15 protein-coding genes are annotated in these 17949 nt (G+C 65.8%); 6 read left to right on the top strand and 9 right to left on the bottom strand.

What is annotated here, in order from left to right:
* Positions 1 to 215: 215 nt before the first annotated feature.
* From aroB to pilM, 7 genes are all read right to left on the bottom strand, one after another.
* Entirely contained in the window at positions 216 to 1328 is a 1113-nt protein-coding gene (gene aroB, locus CSAL_RS03165; protein ID WP_011505922.1) for a 3-dehydroquinate synthase, read from the bottom strand.
* A gap of 2 nt (positions 1329 to 1330) precedes the next feature.
* Positions 1331 to 1873 (bottom strand): shikimate kinase AroK, encoded by a 543-nt coding sequence (gene aroK, locus CSAL_RS03160; protein ID WP_011505921.1) that lies wholly within the window; start codon positions 1871 to 1873, stop codon positions 1331 to 1333.
* Positions 1873 to 3879: a type IV pilus secretin PilQ gene (locus CSAL_RS03155; RefSeq protein WP_011505920.1), complete on the bottom strand. Its 2007-nt coding sequence runs from the start codon at positions 3877 to 3879 to the stop codon at positions 1873 to 1875. The genes aroK and CSAL_RS03155 overlap by 1 nt, the downstream gene beginning before the upstream one ends.
* Positions 3880 to 3955: 76 nt before the next feature.
* The gene (locus tag CSAL_RS03150; protein WP_011505919.1) at positions 3956 to 4516 is read right to left on the bottom strand and encodes a pilus assembly protein PilP; all 561 of its coding nucleotides are present in this window, start codon (positions 4514 to 4516) and stop codon (positions 3956 to 3958) included.
* The gene (locus CSAL_RS03145; protein WP_011505918.1) at positions 4509 to 5159 is read right to left on the bottom strand and encodes a type IV pilus inner membrane component PilO; all 651 of its coding nucleotides are present in this window, start codon (positions 5157 to 5159) and stop codon (positions 4509 to 4511) included. The genes CSAL_RS03150 and CSAL_RS03145 overlap by 8 nt, the downstream gene beginning before the upstream one ends.
* Positions 5156 to 5725, bottom strand: a complete 570-nt coding sequence (locus CSAL_RS03140; protein WP_011505917.1) for a PilN domain-containing protein — start codon at positions 5723 to 5725, stop codon at positions 5156 to 5158. The genes CSAL_RS03145 and CSAL_RS03140 overlap by 4 nt, the downstream gene beginning before the upstream one ends.
* The gene (pilM, locus tag CSAL_RS03135) at positions 5722 to 6792 is read right to left on the bottom strand and encodes a type IV pilus assembly protein PilM (protein ID WP_011505916.1); all 1071 of its coding nucleotides are present in this window, start codon (positions 6790 to 6792) and stop codon (positions 5722 to 5724) included. Before pilM ends, CSAL_RS03140 begins: the two co-directional genes overlap by 4 nt.
* A 272-nt stretch (positions 6793 to 7064) precedes the next feature.
* Between pilM and CSAL_RS03130 the strand changes: the two genes are divergently transcribed.
* Positions 7065 to 9584 (top strand): penicillin-binding protein 1A, encoded by a 2520-nt coding sequence (locus CSAL_RS03130; RefSeq protein ID WP_011505915.1) that lies wholly within the window; start codon positions 7065 to 7067, stop codon positions 9582 to 9584.
* A gap of 94 nt (positions 9585 to 9678) precedes the next feature.
* Entirely contained in the window at positions 9679 to 10431 is a 753-nt protein-coding gene (locus tag CSAL_RS03125) for a DUF481 domain-containing protein (RefSeq protein ID WP_011505914.1), read from the top strand.
* 99 nt (positions 10432 to 10530) lie between these two features.
* On the opposite strand, the gene CSAL_RS03120 is transcribed toward CSAL_RS03125, so the two are convergent.
* Entirely contained in the window at positions 10531 to 11805 is a 1275-nt protein-coding gene (locus CSAL_RS03120) for a malic enzyme-like NAD(P)-binding protein (protein WP_043557922.1), read from the bottom strand.
* Between the two features lie 275 nt (positions 11806 to 12080).
* On the bottom strand, positions 12081 to 12296 hold the full coding sequence (gene rpmE, locus CSAL_RS03115) for a 50S ribosomal protein L31 (RefSeq protein ID WP_011505912.1): 216 nt from the start codon (positions 12294 to 12296) through the stop codon (positions 12081 to 12083).
* A gap of 224 nt (positions 12297 to 12520) precedes the next feature.
* Between rpmE and CSAL_RS03110 the strand changes: the two genes are divergently transcribed.
* From CSAL_RS03110 to hslV, 4 genes are all read left to right on the top strand, one after another.
* Entirely contained in the window at positions 12521 to 14743 is a 2223-nt protein-coding gene (locus tag CSAL_RS03110; RefSeq protein WP_011505911.1) for a primosomal protein N', read from the top strand.
* 155 nt (positions 14744 to 14898) lie between these two features.
* The gene (gene argS, locus CSAL_RS03105) at positions 14899 to 16584 is read left to right on the top strand and encodes an arginine--tRNA ligase (RefSeq protein WP_011505910.1); all 1686 of its coding nucleotides are present in this window, start codon (positions 14899 to 14901) and stop codon (positions 16582 to 16584) included.
* On the top strand, positions 16585 to 17274 hold the full coding sequence (locus CSAL_RS03100) for an SPOR domain-containing protein (protein ID WP_011505909.1): 690 nt from the start codon (positions 16585 to 16587) through the stop codon (positions 17272 to 17274). It abuts the gene before it with no gap.
* A 150-nt stretch (positions 17275 to 17424) separates the two neighbouring features.
* A complete protein-coding gene (hslV, locus tag CSAL_RS03095; RefSeq protein ID WP_011505908.1) occupies positions 17425 to 17943 on the top strand; it encodes an ATP-dependent protease subunit HslV in 519 nt (172 codons plus the stop codon).
* Positions 17944 to 17949: the final 6 nt, after the last annotated feature.

The following is a 17949-nucleotide window of genomic DNA, read 5'->3' as shown; positions in this document are numbered from 1 at the left end:
TAGACGGCAGCACCTCGACACGTCGAAAAACATCGACTTTAGTCGAATTTGCTGTGCTACCCCATGCCGATTACGCATGAGGCATGCCGATACGGAAATATTGTCGCGCGAAATTCGTCAGCGCACAAATCCGCATGCGGGGACCGTGACACAACCAAAAACGCCTGCCGGAGCGGCAGGCGTCGTGCAGGGGGGCCGGGCGAGACCGAGCGTCGTCAGTGGCGGGGGAAGTCCGCGAGCAGCGCATCGAGCATATCGGGCGGCGTCGCGTCGTGGATGCAAGCCTCGCCGAGTCGCGACAGCAACACCAGACGCAAGCGTGCGTCGATGTTTTTCTTGTCCAGCCGCATGGTGGCAAGAAAGTCGTCACCGCTCATGGCGGCGGGGGCCGTCACCGGCAGACCGGCGTGGACGATGAGCGCTTCGACGCGCGCCACCTCGGCGTCGTCTAGCCAACCGAGACGCCGCGAGAGTTCGGCGGCCATCGCCATCCCCGCCCCCACGGCTTCGCCATGCAGCCAGTTGCCATAGCCCTGGTGCGCCTCGATGGCGTGCCCGAAGGTATGCCCGAGGTTGAGCAACGCCCGCTGCCCCTGCTCGGTTTCGTCGGCGGCGACGATCTCCGCCTTGATCGCGCAGCTGCGCAGAATCGCCTCGGTGAGCGCTTCGGCGTCGAGCGCCCGCAGCGCCGTCATGCGCGATTCCAGCCAGGCCAGGAACTCGATATCGTGGATCAGGCCGTACTTGATCACCTCGGCGAGCCCCGCGGACAGCTCGCGGGACGGCAGCGTGGTGAGCGTCTGGGTATCGATCACCACCGCGCGGGGCTGCCAGAAGGCACCGATCATGTTCTTGCCGCGCGGATGATTGACGCCGGTCTTGCCGCCCACCGAAGAATCCACCTGCGACAATAGCGTGGTGGGAACCTGCACGAAAGCCACGCCGCGCTGATAGCACGCCGCGGCGAAGCCTGCCATGTCGCCGATCACGCCGCCGCCGAGCGCCACCAGGGTACAGCGACGGTTGAAGCCGGCGGCGAGCAGCGCATCCCAGATACGCTCCACGCTGGCCAGCGTCTTGGTGTGCTCGCCATCGGGCAGCACGATCTCGCGCACGTCGCGATCATCACCGCTCAGCGCTCGCTTGAGACGTTCGAGATAGCGCGGCGCCACCGTTTCGTTGGTGACGATCATCACCTGCCGGCCGGCAAGATATGGCACCAGCATGGCCGGGTCGTCGAGCAGACCAGGCCCCACATGGATGGGGTAGCGCCGCGCGTCGAGTTCGACGTGCAGGCATTGGGACGGCGAGGCGGTCGAAGCGGTCATGATCAAGCCTTGAGGTCGAGTGGATCGGACAAACGCTTGGTGCGGCGAATGATCTCGTTGACCACCGCCCGCGGACCGCGTCGATCGGTCCGCACCACCAGATCGGCGGTGGCCCGGTAAAGCGGATCGCGCTTGGCGAACAGGTCGCGCAACACCTGCTCGGGATTGCCCTGACGGAGCAGCGGCCGGTTGCGATCGCGCGCGGTGCGCCGAATCTGCTGCTCGACGGAGGTCGCCAGGTACACCACCGTGCCGCGCTCGCGCAGCGCCTGGCGATTGTCTTCACGCATCACCGCACCGCCCCCGGTGGCCAGCACGACGGCATCGAGGCTCGCCAGCTCGCGCAGCATGGCCGTTTCGCGATCGCGAAAACCGGCCTCGCCTTCGACATCGAAGATCCAGGCGATATTCGCCCCGCAGCGCGCTTCGATCTCGTGATCGCTATCGAAGAACTCGCGCTGGAGTTCGGCCGCCAGCAAACGGCCAATCGTGCTTTTCCCCGCGCCCATGGGGCCGACGAGGATGATCGTGGGCAACCCCTGCATCAGCGATTCGCCTGTCCGTCTCCGATGATCGTGGGTGTTATGAAGATCAGCAATTCTACCTTTTCGTTGGATTCCTGGGTATAGCGGAACAGCGAACCGATCAACGGCAAGTCCCCGAGGAACGGGGTCTTGTAGAGGTTGCGCAGCTGTTCGGACGTCAGGATGCCGCCCAGCACCACCGTGGCACCATCGTCCACGAGCACCTGGGTCTCGATGGAATTGGTATCGATCGCAGGTGCACCATCATAGCTGTTGTCGGCGACGGTATCGTTGTTGATCAACAGATCCATGACGATACTGCCGTCGGGCGTGATCTGCGGTGTGGCCTCCAGCGACAGCACGGCTTCCTTGAATTCCACGTTGGTGGCACCGGACGAGGTCGACTCCTGGTAGGGGATCTCCTGTCCCTGCTTGATGACCGCCGTCTTCTGGTTGGCGGTGATCACCTTGGGCTGAGAGATGGTCTGACTCTTGCCCTCGCTTTCCAGGGCGCGCAATTCCAGGTCGAGCAGGACATCGCCGGAAAGGTAACCGAAGCTGAAGGTGGAGCCGCTGCCGTCGCTGTCGCCCAGGTCCACGGACAAGCCGGCGGAGCCGCGGTTGGCGCCACTGGGGTTGCGGTCCACCACGCTGCCCACGCCGTCGTCATCGAAGGTGACGCCCTGGCGCTGCGAGATGCCCCAGTTGACGCCCAGTTCCCGGGACGCCGTGTCGCGCGCGATGACGATGCGCGCCTCGATCTGCACCTGGCGCACCGGCACGTCGAGCCGCTCGAGCATGCCGCGGATGCTGGCCAGTTGCTCGCGGGTATCACGCACCAGCAGGGTATTGGTGCGCTCATCGACCGTGACGCGCCCGCGCTCGGAAAGCAGACCGAAGCCTTCGCTGCCGCGCAGCATCGCCGCCAGATCGGTGGCCTTGGCATAGCGCACCTGCACGTAGTCGGTGACCAGGGGGGCCAACTGCTCGGATTGAGCGCGGTTCTCCAGAGTCTGACGTTCCATCTGCGCCAGTTCATCGACGGGCGCCACCACGATCACGTCGCCGTTGCGGCGGCTGGCCAACCCGTGACTCTGCAGGATCAATGCCAATGCCTGATCCCAGGGCACCTGCTGGAGATTGAGTGTCACGCTGCCCTGTACGCTATCGCTGGCCACGATGTTGAGCCCGCTGAAATCGGACAGGACCGACAGCACCTCACGCACCTGGATATTCTGGAAATTGAGGCTGATCGGCTCGCCGGTATAGGTCGGCGAGGCGTCCCGGGCATCGCTGGTCTGCTCGTTGCGGGGTTGCACGTCGACGATCAGGCGATCACCGCGCTGCGTCACCAGATGCTGAAAGGGCTCGCGATTCTCCAGCGTCAGGGTCACGGCATCGTCCTGGCGATTCGGCACGATACGCGACACCGGTGTGGCGAAGTCGCTGACATCGAGAATGCGATCCAATGCGTCGGGCAAGCGCGTGCCGGGCAACGTCAGTGTCAGGGTATTGCCGTCGACCGAGGTTTCCGGAGACACCCCGGGCGCATCGAGGGTCACCACCAGCCGCCCGCCGCCGGCATTGCCTCGGCGAAAATCGAGATCGCGGATGGACGTCACGCCATCCGGGATCGCCTCGCTGCCCAATCGCACCCTCAGACGATCGCCCTGGCGCTGGACCGAATATGCCTGGGGCGACGTCAGTCCGAAGACCAGACGCGTGCGTTCGGCAGCGTCGACGACGCTGATGTCGCGCAGCCCGCCCTGCCCGACCTCGACCGTGCGTTGCTCGAGCCCACTGGCCGTATCCGGCAGGTCGACGATCATCTGCGCCGGCGCGTCGCCGCGGTAACTGTGCGCCTCAGGCGCCGGCCCGTCGAAACCGAGCATGGCATCGATGCCGCCATCCTCGCGCTGGGCGATGTCCAGCGACGTCAGCGTCGCCGCCTGCCCCTGGGCGCAGACGATCACCCCAACCAGCCAGAGCCAGCCGCTCAGCCAGCCTCGCAGCGTTCGCATCATCATGGATCTCCCTGCCTGTTCCCATCCGCTCTTGGCGTTATCCGACAACATGCCTGTACGTGGTGCTTGCCCGGCGCGTCTATTCGGCGGCTTGGGATGAATCGTTGAAATTGAGTGTGCGGTGCCGCTCACGCCATCCACCGCCAGCGTCCCGCACCCGCTCGATCAGCTCGACGCCGCTGTCGCCGATGGCCGTGATGCGCCCGAAGTCGGTGCCCAGATAATGCCCTCGAAACACCCGGTAGACGTGGCCGTCGGGAGCCCGGATCAGCGCAGAGGGCCGGCCGGCCACCGTCAGGGTGCCCACCAGCTCGAGCCGCTCCAGTGCAAACTGCTCCAGCGGCTCGCGCGGACGCTCGCGATCGGGACGCCCGGCCTGCCCCGTCGCCGACTCGGTCCCCGACGACTCGCGCGTGGCGCGGAACGGACTGCGCTGACCGGCCTGGGTGTAATGCGCCGTACGGTAGACCGGCGCGGGCGGCAGCGCATCGATATTGCCCTCGGGGCGTTCCCGCAAGGCATCGAGATGCGCCTCCAGAGAGGCCAGGTCGGCATCGCGACAGCCGCCGATCGCGACGACCCCGGCCAGGCCCGCCACCAGGGCCATCCCTCGCAGCCACGGCTTCGCCTGATCAATCATCGCCGCCCTCCGGGTTCCCGGCGCGTGCCTTGGGATCGGCATCCTCGCGGTAGCTGTAGGTGCGCGCCAGCAACGATAGACGCAGCGTGTCGCCCTCGTTCACCGGCGTCAGCGTGAAATCGTGAAGCGTGACGATACGCGGCAACGCCGCCACGCTGCCCAGAAATGCCGCGATCTCGTGGTAGCCGCCGCGCACCTCGATGTCGAAGGGTTGCTCGATATAGAACGTCTGCGGCACCGGCGCACGCAGCCGGATCGAATCGATGACGAGCTGGTGATCCTGCGCGGCATCGCTGATGTCGTCCAGCAGGGCGGGGATTTCCGCATCGCTGGGTAACATTTCCAGCAACGCCTGCATGCGCGCATCGAGCTCCGCCATCTGGGTCCGCATCTGATCGAGATTGGCGGCCTGGTAGGCTCGGGCCTCGTATTCCGCCAGCAACGTCCGTTCGCGTGCCTGCAGCGAATCCAGGGTGGCCTGGCGCGGCGCGGCCAGAAACCATTGAGCGACCCAGAAGACCGCCACGAACAGCACGATCAGACACAATCCTTGCAATAACGCAGGCCAGCTCCCGGCCTCCTTGAGGTCGAGATCGCGCCACTCGACCTCGCGCAGCTGTCGCCACTGGGTACGCAGGCTCATGGCGACTCCCCGTCGTCGTCGCGACGCGGCGTGCGCGTCTCGACACTCAGATTGAAACGCTTCAAGGACGGCACGCCATCCACTGCATGCACGTCGGCCAATTCAGGCGTGGCGAAGACCGGCGACGACGCCAGCTGGCGAAGCTGGTCGGAGACGCGACGGTTGGCACGCGCCACACCGCTTAGGTCGAGTCGATCGCCCTTACGGGTCAGACGGTCGTAATGCACCCCCTCGACCAGCGTCGCCGCCAGCTGATCGAAGATCCGTACCGTTTGCGGTCGGCTGAACTGCAGTTCACGGATCAACTGGATCTGGTCGAGCATCCGGCCGCGCAGTTCGCGGTAATCCTTGACCGCCGCGATGTCCTGATCGAGCGCCTGGGTGCGGCGCTCGATCAGGGCCAGGCGACCACGCTCGGCATCGATGCCTGCCTGGTACCAGTACGACAGTCCCCACCCGCAGAGCAGTGCCGAGACGGCAACGATCGCCAGTGCCATGTAGAAGCGTCGAGTGCGCCGTTGACGATACGCCTCCCGCCACGGCAACAGGTTGATTTCGATGCTCATCGCCGCCCTCGCATGGCCAGTCCGCAGGCGGTGAGCATGGCCGGCGCGTCGCTGGCCAGGGCCTGCACATCGACGCGCGATGCCACACGCATGCGGCTGAACGGGTTGGCCATCACCACCTCCAGGCCGCTTTGCGCGGCAAGCCGCTCACGCAACCCCGGAATCACGCTCGAACCGCCAGCCAGCACCAGGCGCTGAATGTCGCGGGGTTTTCCCGAGGTATAATAAAGCTGCAGCGAACGCCCGACCTGCTGAATCAGCATGTCGATGTACGGCGTCAGCACCTCGAGCTCGTAATCCTCGGGCAGGCCGCCGCGCTTCTTGGCCAGCCCCGCTTCCTCGAGGCTCAGGCCGTAGCGCTTGCGAATCTCCTCGGTCAGGTGGCGCCCGCCCAGCACGTTGTCGCGGGTATAGGCGATGCGTCCATCGATGAGCACATGGAACGCATTCATGTTGGCGCCGATATCGACCAGGGCCACGCACTCATCGTCGGGCTGCGATGCCGCCTGCCCAAGCAGCAACTCACCGGCCGCCCGCTCCATGGCGAAGGTCTCCACATCCACCGCGGCGGGCTCGAGCCCCGCACGACGCAACACGTCGGCCAGGCGGTCGACGTCTTGAAGCCGGCACGCGACCAGCAGGATGTCCTGCTGATCGGGGTAGCGGGCGTTGAGCCCCAGGCGCTGAAAATCGAAGGCCACCTCGTTGAGCGGAAACGGGATATGGCGCTCGGACTCGAGCTGGATCCGCGCCTCGATTTCATCGTCGGTCAAGCTTGCCGGGTAGGTCAGCGTCTTGGTGATGGCGGCGCTGGCCGGCACCGCCGCCACCGCACGACGGGAGTGCGGCCGCGCGTGTTCCACCGCTCGCGTGAGCGTATTGGCGACTTCATCGAGGTCGCGAATGCGCCGCTCCACGACCGCCCCCTCGTGCAACGGCCGCACGGCGTAACTGGCGATGCGATGCCCCGCCCCCGACGATTCGAGTTCGATCAACTTGACGGTCGCCGAGGTGATATCCACCCCTACCAACCCTTTCTGGGATTTTTTAAACCGCCACACTGTCATACCCCGCGAATATTGTCGGCGTGGCGGTCATCGACGCCGCCCTTCTCTGCCCCGCCGGCCAGGCGCATGGGCATGCCGCTTTTCGTTGGCATGCCACACTATCGTATGAGGCATGCCGTACTGCATAAGGTTACATTACGCATACTGCCGTGACAGTCGATCCGCATCAACGCTAGCCCGCGTGCGGCTGCGTTCTTATAATGCCGTTGGCAAAGGATTGCACCATTCATTGCGGCCAGACCGCCACCCGACACGACGGAAAACGCCTTTTCATGAAGCTTTTCAAACGTTTGTTAACGTCCATCCTATGGCTGATCGTCTCCCTGGGACTGGGCTGCGTGCTGGCCACCGTGGGCGCCGGTATCTATTTCGCGCCGGGACTGCCCGATGTCCGGCAACTTCAGGGATTCGAGCTGCAGACGCCGCTGCGCGTCTACACCCAGGACGACAAGCTGATTGGCGAGTTCGGCGAACAACGCCGCACGCCGGTCAGCTACGACGACATCCCCCAGTCCTTCATCGATGCCCTGCTGGCCGCCGAGGACGCCCATTTCTTCGAGCATCCCGGCATCGACCCCAAAGGACTGGCGCGAGCGGCCCTCGAGCTTGCCACGAGCGGCAACATTCAGTCGGGTGGCAGTACCATCACCATGCAGGTGGCGCGCAACTATCTGCTCACGCTGGACCAGACATTCACGCGCAAGATTCGCGAGATTCTGCTGTCCCTGCAAATGGAACAGGTGCTCGACAAGCAGAACATCCTCGAGCTCTACGTCAACAAGATCTACCTGGGCAATGGCGCCTACGGTATCGGTGCCGCCGCGGAAAGCTACTACGACAAGCCACTCGCCGAGCTCGACCTGCCGCAGCTGGCCATGATGGCGGGCCTGCCCAAGGCCCCGTCGGCGCTCAACCCCCTGAACAATCCCGAGCGTTCGCTGATTCGCCGCAACTGGGTACTGCTGCGCATGCGCGAGCTGGGCTTCATCGATCCGATCCAGTACCAGGCGGCCGTCAAGGCGCCCATCACCGCGCACCGCGCGCAGTCCCAGTTCGAGGTCAACGCCCCGTACATCGCCGAAATGGCACGCCAGTACGCGGTGGAACGCTTCGGCGATGACGCCTATACCGACAATTTCCAGATCAAGACGACCATCGACAGTCGCCTGCAGACCTTCGCGCGTAGCGCCCTCGTGAACGGCCTGATCGAGTACGATACCCGCCATGGCTGGCGCGGCCCGGAGGAAACCGACATTCCCTCGAGCCTGGTGGAAGCCCAGGAAAACACGGATGCCCAGGGACTCGAGGAAGAGCTGTCCGAATCCCCCGAGGTCATGAAAACCGCCCGCCAGGCCGCCAAGAGCAGCGAGCAGTCGATCGAGGGCGTCGACGGCGACGTCAGCAACTGGGTCAAGGTCCTCGACCGGACGCCCCGTCATGGCCCTCTCGAACCGGGCATCGTCGTCGAAGCCGGCGACCGCCAGCTGCAGGTGCTTACCCGCGACGATGGCGTGGTGACGATCGGCTGGGACGGCCTCGACTGGGCACGCGAGTACCACAGTGCCGAGTGGCGCGGCGAGGTACCCGCCAACGCCGCCGCCATCGCCGAGCGTGGCGACCTGATCCGGGTGATGCGCACCGATGACGGCGACTGGCGCCTTTCCCAGGTGCCCGGCGCCCAGGGCGCGATCGTGATCATCGATCCGCAGACCGGTGCCATTCGCGGCCTGCAGGGCGGCTTCAGCTTCTCGGCCAGCAAGTTCAACCGCGCCATCCAGGCACAACGCCAGGCAGGCTCGATCTTCAAGCCGTTCATCTATCTGGCCGCACTGCAGAACGGCATGTCCGCCGCCACGATCATCAACGATGCGCCGGTGGTCATGTCCGACGTGGGCGGTGACTGGCGCCCCGAGAACGCCGAGGGCGAATTCCGCGGCCCCACCCGGTTGCGCGTCGGGCTCTATCAATCGCGCAACCTGGTGACCATCCGGGTCCTGCAGTCGCTGGGGCTGGACAATACCCTGAGCTTCCTGGAGAACTTCGGCTTCGCCAAGGGGCGGCTTCCCCACGGCCTGTCACTGGCCCTGGGCAGCGCCTCGCTGACGCCGCTGGAAATGGCCAATGCCTACGCGGTGCTCGCCAATGGCGGCTTCCAGGTGGCCCCGTGGTACATCCAGTCGGTCACACGGGGCAGCGACAACGAGGTCATCGAACAGGCCAACCCCGTGGTCGCGTGCCGGGAGTGCGACCCCGACCAGCAGACCACCGTGATCGACGGCGAGACTCGACGCATCGCCAAGCGCGTGGCCGACCCCGAGACGATGTACATCATTCGCGACATGATGCGCGACGTCATCGAGAAGGGTACCGGCCGGGGTGCGCTGGAGCTCAACCGGCCCGACATCGTCGGCAAGACCGGCACGACCAACGACCAGCGCGACGCCTGGTTCTCGGGCTTCAACGACGACCTGGTCGCCACGGTATGGGTCGGCAAGGACGACAACACCACGACCGGCGAGTACGGCTCGCAGGCCGCCCTGCCGATCTGGAAGGCGTTCATGCGCCAGGCACTGGACGGGCAGCCCGAAAGCATGCCCTCGCGCCCCGACGACGTCGTCGCCGTGCGCATCGACCCGGAAACCGGCTTGCGCCTGCACAACGATCAACCGGGCGGCATGCAGGAAATCTTCCGCAAGGACAATCTGCCCGACTACAAGCCGCGCTCGATCCAGCCCGAGCTTGAGGATCGCAGCGGTTCACAGGGCACCGGCACCTACGATGCCATCTTCTGAAGACCGCAACCCGGGGTGGCCGTCACGGCCACCCCATGAGCACGCCAGCTCCCCCATCACCGACCGAGAACCGCCTGTTGAAAGGGAGTCCACCATGCTCGTATCGCACCACTTGCGATGGCTCTTGTGCGCGTTGCTGGGCATCGCCGCACTGCCCGTGCATGCCGATCTGTTCTATGCGCCTCCCGCCCCGCAGGAAGACGCGCCCAAGATGAGCGGCGAAGCCGAGCTCGGCTACACGCATCTCTCCGGCAACAGCAATAGCCGCACGCTGCTCGCCAAGGGCCGCCTCACCTGGCTGACGGGACGCCACACGCATACGCTGCGCGGCGAGACGCGCAGCGTGCAGGAAAACGACGAAACCAGCACCGAGCAGTACCTCGTGGCCGGGCGTGAACGCTACGACCTGCAAGGCCCTCATTACCTGTTCGGCTTTGGACGCTGGGAAAAGGATCGCTTCAGCGGTTACGACTATCAGTTCACCACCATCGGCGGTTACGGTCGCCAATGGCTCGACGGCCCGGACCATACCCTGTCGACGGAATTCGGCCCGGGCTACCGTCACGACGCCTACGTGGACGGCAAGGAGGAAGACCTCGGCCTGGCCTATGCCGCGCTGGATTATCGCTGGGACCTGTCGGAGGGCGCCTACTTCGAGCAGGCAATCTCCACCGAGGCCGCCACGCGCAACACCACGACACGCTCGATCACGTCGCTCACCGCCCAGCTCAACTCGCATCTGGCACTCAAGATGTCCTATGAGCTCAAGAACAACACCGATCCGCCGGACGACGCCGAGTCCAACACTGATCGCACGACATCGATGTCACTGCTTTACAGCTGGTGACTTCGCCACTGCCACAACGACGCACGGGCCGCTCCATGGAGCGGCCCGTGCGTTCCTGGCGCCTCGCATCTTGCGAGCGCAGGCGTCTGACAAGGCGGTTTACGGCGTACCGTAGACGTCCTTGATGCTGGTCAGCGGGTAGTGCGCCGGATAGGGCTTGCGGGCCACGCCGGTGTCCACCGCCGCCTGCGCCACCGCCGAGGAGACACGATCGAGCAACCGCGAGTCCAGCGGCGTGGGAATGATATAGCCCCGCCCGAACTCGAGCGACTCGATGCCATAGCCATCCAGTACCTCGCGAGTCACCGGCTCGCGCGCCAGATCCTTCAAGGCATGCACAGCCGCCACTTTCATCTCCTCGTTGATGCGCGTGGCGCGCACATCCAGGGCCCCGCGGAAGATGAACGGGAAGCCCAGCACGTTGTTGACCTGGTTGGGGTAGTCGGAACGACCGGTGGCCATGATCACGTCATCACGCGTTTCGTTGGCGACGTCCGGGTGGATTTCCGGGTCCGGATTGGAGCAGGCGAAGACCACCGGGTTCGCGGCCATGCGCTGGAGCTGCTCGGGCTTGAGCAGGTTGGGCCCGGAGAGACCCACGAAGACATCGGCCCCTTCGATGGCGTCGTCCAGCGTGCGGCGCGACGTCTCGGTGGCGAACATCGCCTTGTACTGGTTGAGGTCATCGCGCTCGCTGTGCACGACGCCCTTGCGGTCGAGCATGAAGATATTCTCGGCACGCGCACCGCACGAGACCAGCAGCTTCATGCAGGCGATGGCCGCCGCCCCTGCCCCCAGGCACACGATCCTGGCGTCTTCCAAGCGCTTGCCGGCGATATCCAGTGCATTGAGCAGCCCCGCGGCCGTGACGATGGCCGTGCCGTGCTGATCGTCGTGAAACACCGGAATGTTGCACTGCTCGATCAACGCCTGCTCGATCTCGAAGCACTCCGGCGCCTTGATATCCTCGAGGTTGATGCCGCCCCAGGTATCGGCGATACGCGCCACGGTGTCGATGAAGGCCTGCGGGCTTTCGGCATCGACTTCGATGTCCACGGAATTGATGCCGGCAAAGCGCTTGAACAGGACGCCCTTGCCTTCCATGACCGGCTTGCTGGACAGCGGCCCCAGATTGCCCAGCCCCAGGATCGCGCTGCCATCGGACACCACGGCGACCAGATTGCCCTTGCCGGTATACAGGTACGCGTTCTCGACGTCCTTGGCGATCTCGCGGCAGGGTTCGGCCACGCCGGGGCTATACGCCAGCGCCAGGTGCTTCGATGTCTCGGTCGGCTTGGTCAACTCGACGGATAACTTGCCGGGAATCGGCTTGGCATGATAATCCAGCGCCGCTTGTCTTTTTTCGTCACTCATGAGCTTTTGTCCAGTCATCTGCATGGAGGCGTGACCGCCAGAATATAGAAAAACGTTCCACCGAACAACTTATGCCAAGTTCGCGACATTAAAGACTTTTAAGCGATCGTTTGAAGCATTTACCAGCCATTTGTTGAATCTTATGCATGGCATTCCAGGCATAAAACAAAGCTTATCGAAGCCTGGGAACGGGCTTTCAAAAATAAAAAAACCCGCCGTGAGAGGCGGGTCTTTCGGCGGGCATCCGGCGATGCCCGCATGGCGTGACGCAGCGCTTAGTTGCGCTTGATCGCCGCACCGAAACGCTTGTTGAAGCGCTCGACACGACCACCGGTGGTCGCCTGCTTCTGCTTGCCGGTATAGAACGGGTGGCACTGCGAGCAGACATCCACGTAGAAGTCTTCACGCGCCGTGGAGCCAAACTCGAAGGTCGCGCCGCAAGAGCAGGTCGCCGTGACCTTCTTGTATTCGGGATGAATAGCTTGTTTCATTTTGATGCCTCACGCTATGGTGCGCCGCCACCTGGTCGATGCCAGGCACCGCACACGGGTTGGATATGATGCAACCGATTGATTCGGCATGCGGCCCCGGTGCGATATGCCGTGGCCCGCTGCCGAGGGCCGCACATTATAGCAGCGCCGCGATACCGATGGAAAGATGCCCCATGGCGCCCCATCGATGAGGCACGCCGCCTATTGCCCTGTCCGGAGGATTCTTGACGAGCACCGTTCCTGCGCCACGCTTTCTCAGGGTCGCCTTGCCCACGCCGCTGCGCCGGCTCTTCGACTACCGCCCCTGTCGCGAGGCGCCCGCCTGCGGCTGGCGCCCGGGCTTGCGCGTCAAGGTGCCCTTCGGACGGCGACAGCTCGTCGGCGTGGTGGTCGAGTGCACCGAGCACAGCGATCTCCCGGCGCAGCAGCTCAAGCAGGTGCACGCCTGCCTCGACGAGGCACCGTTGTCCGCCGACTGGTGGTGGCTCTGCCAGTTCACGGCGCGTTACTATCAGCACCCGCTGGGCGACACCATCGCCCAGGCATTGCCCGTGGCCCTGCGCCAGGGCCGGCCTCTGCAGGCACGCCAGCAGGAACGCTGGATCGCCCGGCAAGGCGACGATGCCGCCCCGGGACGCGCGCCTCGCCAGGCCGAATTGCTGGCCATGCTGCGCCAGCATCCCCGGGGGCTGATGACGCCCGCCATCACGGCCCAGGGGTACACGCGCGCCCAGCTCGAAGGCCTGCTCGCCAAGCGGCTCGTCGACCGCCGGGAGGAACCCGTCGCCGCCCCCGCCGAGACATCGAGCACGCGGCTGGCCGAGCCCTCGCTGCCCTTGACCCGCGAACAAGCCGGCGTGCTGGCCGAGCTCCATGAAGGGCTCGACCGCTACCACCCCTGTCTGTTGCATGGTGTCACCGGCAGCGGCAAGACCGAAGTCTACCTGCAGCTCATCGAGGCGGTTCTCGCGCGGGGCCGTCAGGCGCTGGTGCTGGTGCCGGAGATCGGCCTGACGCCCCAGACTCTGTCGCGCTTCCGGCAACGCTTTCAGGTACCCGTCGTCGCCCTGCACTCGGGACTGACCGACCTCGAACGCCTGGATGCCTGGGACGCCGCGCGCACGGGCCGGGCCCCGATCGTCATCGGCACGCGCTCGGCGGTTTTCACGCCCTTGGCCATGCCCGGCGTGATCGTCATCGACGAAGAACACGACGGCTCCTTCAAGCAGCAGGAAGGGCTGCGCTATCACGCCCGCGATCTGGCCATCGCTCGCGCCCACCGCGATGGCATTCCCATCGTGCTGGGCAGCGCCACCCCCTCGCTGGAGACCCTCGCCCAGGCACGCGGTGGCCGCTACCGGCATCTGCGCCTGACGCAGCGCGCCAACCGTCACGCCCCTGCACGGCTGGAAATGGTCGACCTGCGCGGCCGCCCGCGCCAGGGCGGCCTGATTCCGCCCGCCATCGAAGGGATTCGGCAGGCATTGAACGCGGGCGGGCAGGTGCTGGTATTCATCAATCGCCGCGGATTCGCCCCCACCCTGGCCTGCCATGCCTGCGGGTGGCTGGCCGAGTGCCCGCATTGCGACGCCCGCATGACGCTGCACCGCCAGCCTCAGGAACTGGTCTGTCACCATTGCGACTTCCATCGAGCCTTGCCGGACGCCTGCCCGACCTGCGAAAGCGGCGATCTGCGGCCGCTGGGCAGCGGCACCGAACGTACCGAGGAGACGCTCGCCGCGCTGTTCCCCGACACGCCGGTGCATCGCATCGACCGCGACAGCACGCGTCGCAAGCAAGCCTTCGAGGAGATTCTGCGCGAAATCCGCCGCGGCGAGCCCTGTCTGCTGGTCGGCACGCAAATGCTTGCCAAGGGCCACCATCTGCCTCACGTCACCCTGGTCGTGGTGGTCAACGCCGATGCCGGCCTTTACGCCAGCGATTTCCGCGCCCTCGAGCAGAGTGCCCAGCTACTGGTACAGGTCGCCGGGCGCGCCGGGCGCGCCGAACACCCCGGACGTGTGCTCATCCAGACCCTGCACCCCGACGACCCCAACCTGCGCCTGCTCGCCGACAGTGGCTACGAAGCGCTTGCCGGGCAACTGCTGGAAGAGCGTCGCCTGGCCGGCCTGCCCCCCTTCCGCCACCTCGCCCTGGCACGCTTCGAGGCGGCACGCGAGACGCACGTCGCCGAGGTCGCCGGCAACGCCGCCGAAGCGCTGCGTGAATGGCTGGCCGCCCAGGGATCGACCGTCACCTGCCTGGGCCCGGTGCCCGCCCCCATGGAACGCCGCCAGAATCGCTATCACATGCAGGTGATGCTCTCCGACACGCGACGCAGCAGCCTTCACCGCGCCTGCGCCTGGCTCGTGCAGTGGCTGGAGAACCATCCCGATGGCCGGCGTGTGCGCGCCTCGCTGGACATCGACCCGCAAACCTTGAGTTGAGCCACTCCGGACGGCGCCTCTCCCTCCACCGGCGAGTATGGCGCGCCTGGGTTTAAAGGCGGCGGCCAATCGCCGATAATGGCCGGCCCAACGCTCTTAGCGCAGCCTGGCGCTCGCCGGCCTGTCGCGCGCCAGACACAGGACATCGGAATTTCATGAAAGAGACCATCATCGAACTGCTCGAGGCCGCCGGCACGCAGCTCAAGCAGCAAGGCATTCTGCCCGCGGACGCCCCGCTGACCGTCAAGGTCGAACCGACCAAGGACAAGGCCCATGGCGACTATGCCAGCAACCTGGCACTGACTCTCGCCAAGCCGGCCGGCCGCAAGCCACGCGACCTCGCCGAGGCCCTGGTCGCGGCGCTGCCGCCGAGCGACGCCATTCGACAGGTCGACATCGCCGGCCCCGGCTTCATCAACTTCTTCGCCGCCACCGACGCCGCCGCCCAGGTCGTGCCCGCGATCCTCGATGCCGGCGACACCTTCGGCCGCAGCCTGAGCGGTGCCGGCGAAAAAGTGCAGGTGGAGTTCGTCTCCGCCAACCCCACCGGGCCACTGCACGTCGGCCACGGCCGTGGCGCCGCCATCGGCGATTGCCTGTGCCGCCTGCTGGAAGCCACCGGCTTCGAGGTCACCCGCGAGTTCTACTACAACGACGCCGGCGCGCAGATCCAGAATCTCGCCCTGTCGGTGCAGGCTCGCGTCCAGGGCCTCACGCCGGACGACGCCGCGTGGCCCGAGGACGGCTATCGCGGCGCCTACATCAACGATGTCGCCCAGGCCTACCTGGCCGGCGAGACGGTGGTCGCCGACGACCGCGACGTCACCGCCAGCGCCGCGCCCGACGACCTCGACGCCATCCGCGACTTCGCTGTCGCCTACCTGCGCCGCGAGCAGGACCTCGACCTCAAGGCCTTCGGCGTCGCCTTCGACGTCTACTTCCTGGAGTCCTCGCTCTACGACGACGGCAAGGTCGATGCCACGGTGAAGGCCCTCGTCGAGGGCGGTCACACCTATGAAGAGGACGGCGCCACCTGGCTGCGCACTACCGATTTCGGTGACGACAAGGACCGGGTGATGCGCAAGAAGGACGGCGGCTACACCTATTTCCTGCCGGACGTGGCCTACCACCTCGACAAGTGGCAGCGCGGCTTCACCACCGTGATCAACGAGCAGGGCGCCGACCACCACTCCACGGTCACCCGCGTGCGCGCCGGCCTGCAGGCGCTGGAAGCCGGCATCCCGCAGGGCTGGCCGGACTATGTGCTGCACCAGATGGTGCTGGTCACGCGCTCCGGCGTCGAGGTCAAGCTCTCCAAGCGCGCCGGCAGCTACGTGACACTGCGCGACCTCATCGACGAAGTGGGCCGTGACGCCACGCGCTTCTTCCTCGCCGCGCGGCGCTCCGACTCGCAGCTGACCTTCGACATCGACCTGGCCCGTTCGCAGTCCAACGACAACCCGGTCTACTACATCCAGTATGCGCATGCGCGCGTGTGCAGCGTCATGCGTCGCGCGCAGGACGCTGGCAAAGCGTTCGACCGCGACCTGGCCATGCAGCACCTTGGCCGCCTCGACGCGCCCCAGGAAAAGGAGCTGATGAATCGCCTGGCGCGCTACCCCGAGGTCGTCGAACGGGCCGCGCGGATGCGCGAGCCCCAGCAAGTGGCCCAGTACCTGATGGACCTGGCTGCCGACTTCCACACTTGCTACAACGCGGTGAAGGTCATGGTCGAGGATGACGAGCTGCGCAATGCGCGTCTGGCTCTGGGCCTGGCCACGCGTCAGGTGATCCGCAACGGCCTCGACCTGATGGGCGTCAGCGCACCCGAGGAGATGTAAATGGCTCGCCGTCCCGCTCAAAAAGGACAAGCCAACCGTCGCCCGGCGTCGCGTGGCGCCACCACCCGCAAGCGGCAGGCCAAGCCGGCGCGCGCGGGGTTGCCGGGCTGGTTGTGGGGCGTGGTCGGCTTGATCGCCGGCTTCGCGCTTGCGCAATACTTCCAGCAGTCCGCACCGGCACCGGTCGCCACGGTGGTGCCCAAGCCCACCAACAGCGCCTCGCAAAGCCGCGACACCGGCAACGACGATGCCGGTGGTGCTTCCGGCTCGTCAGCGCCGGAAGCCACCGAATCACGCATGCCGACGTTCGAGTTCTACACCCTGCTGCCGGAATCGGAGGTCATCGCGCCCAAGGTGGATGACTCCACGGCGGCGGCCGGCGGTAGTGCGAGCACGGACGAGGCGGATGACGAGCGTGCCGACGAGGTGGCCGCCGATCCTTCCGCCGACGGCCTCAAGTACATGCTGCAGGCCGCCTCGTTCCGCAATGTCGCCGATGCCAAGCGTCTGGCCAGCCGCCTGCAGGACTTCGGCCTGCTCGCCAACATCACCAAGGTACAGACCTCCAACGACGAGACCTGGCATCGCGTGCAGGTCGGCCCCTATCAGGACACGCGCGAACTGTCGCGCGCCCAGGACCTGATGGTGACGCAAGGCATCGAACCGCTGCTGATCAAGCTGCAGAACTGAGCGGCGTGCGCGCGACTTGATTTCCCCGCGCGCCGCCCACATTACGGTGGGCATCATGGCGTTCACCGCCAGCGTTCATCGCCAAGGGCCACGGGCGCCTCGGCAACCACGTCATCGGGTGCCCGACACCCCACAAGGAGTTTTCATCCCATGACCACGATCGTATCCGTACGCCGCGGCGAGAATGTCGCACTGGCCGGCGATGGTCAGGTCTCGCTCGGCAACACGGTGATGAAGGGCAACGCCAGCAAGGTGCGCCGCATTCACCACGGCAAGGTGCTGGCCGGGTTCGCCGGCGGCACGGCCGACGCCTTCACCCTGTTCGAACGCTTCGAGGCCCAGCTGGACAAGTACCAGGGGCATCTGGTCAAGGCCGCCGTCGAGCTTTCCAAGGAATGGCGCACCGACCGCGCCCTGCGCCGCCTGGAAGCGATGCTTGCCGTAGCCGACAAGAACGCCTCGCTGATCCTCACCGGCAACGGCGACGTCGTCGAGCCCGAGCGTGGCATCATCGCCATCGGCTCCGGCGGCCACTATGCCCAGGCCTCGGCGCGCGCGCTGCTCGAGAACACCGACCTCGACGCACGCACCATCACCGAGAAGTCGCTCGAGATCGCCGGCGATATCTGCGTCTTCACCAATCATCACATTACCCTTGAGGAGCTGTGAGGCACG

Source organism: Chromohalobacter israelensis DSM 3043 (assembly GCF_000055785.1).
In the GTDB taxonomy this organism is placed as follows: domain Bacteria; phylum Pseudomonadota; class Gammaproteobacteria; order Pseudomonadales; family Halomonadaceae; genus Chromohalobacter; species Chromohalobacter israelensis.
This window is presented reverse-complemented; position numbering and strand designations above follow the sequence as displayed.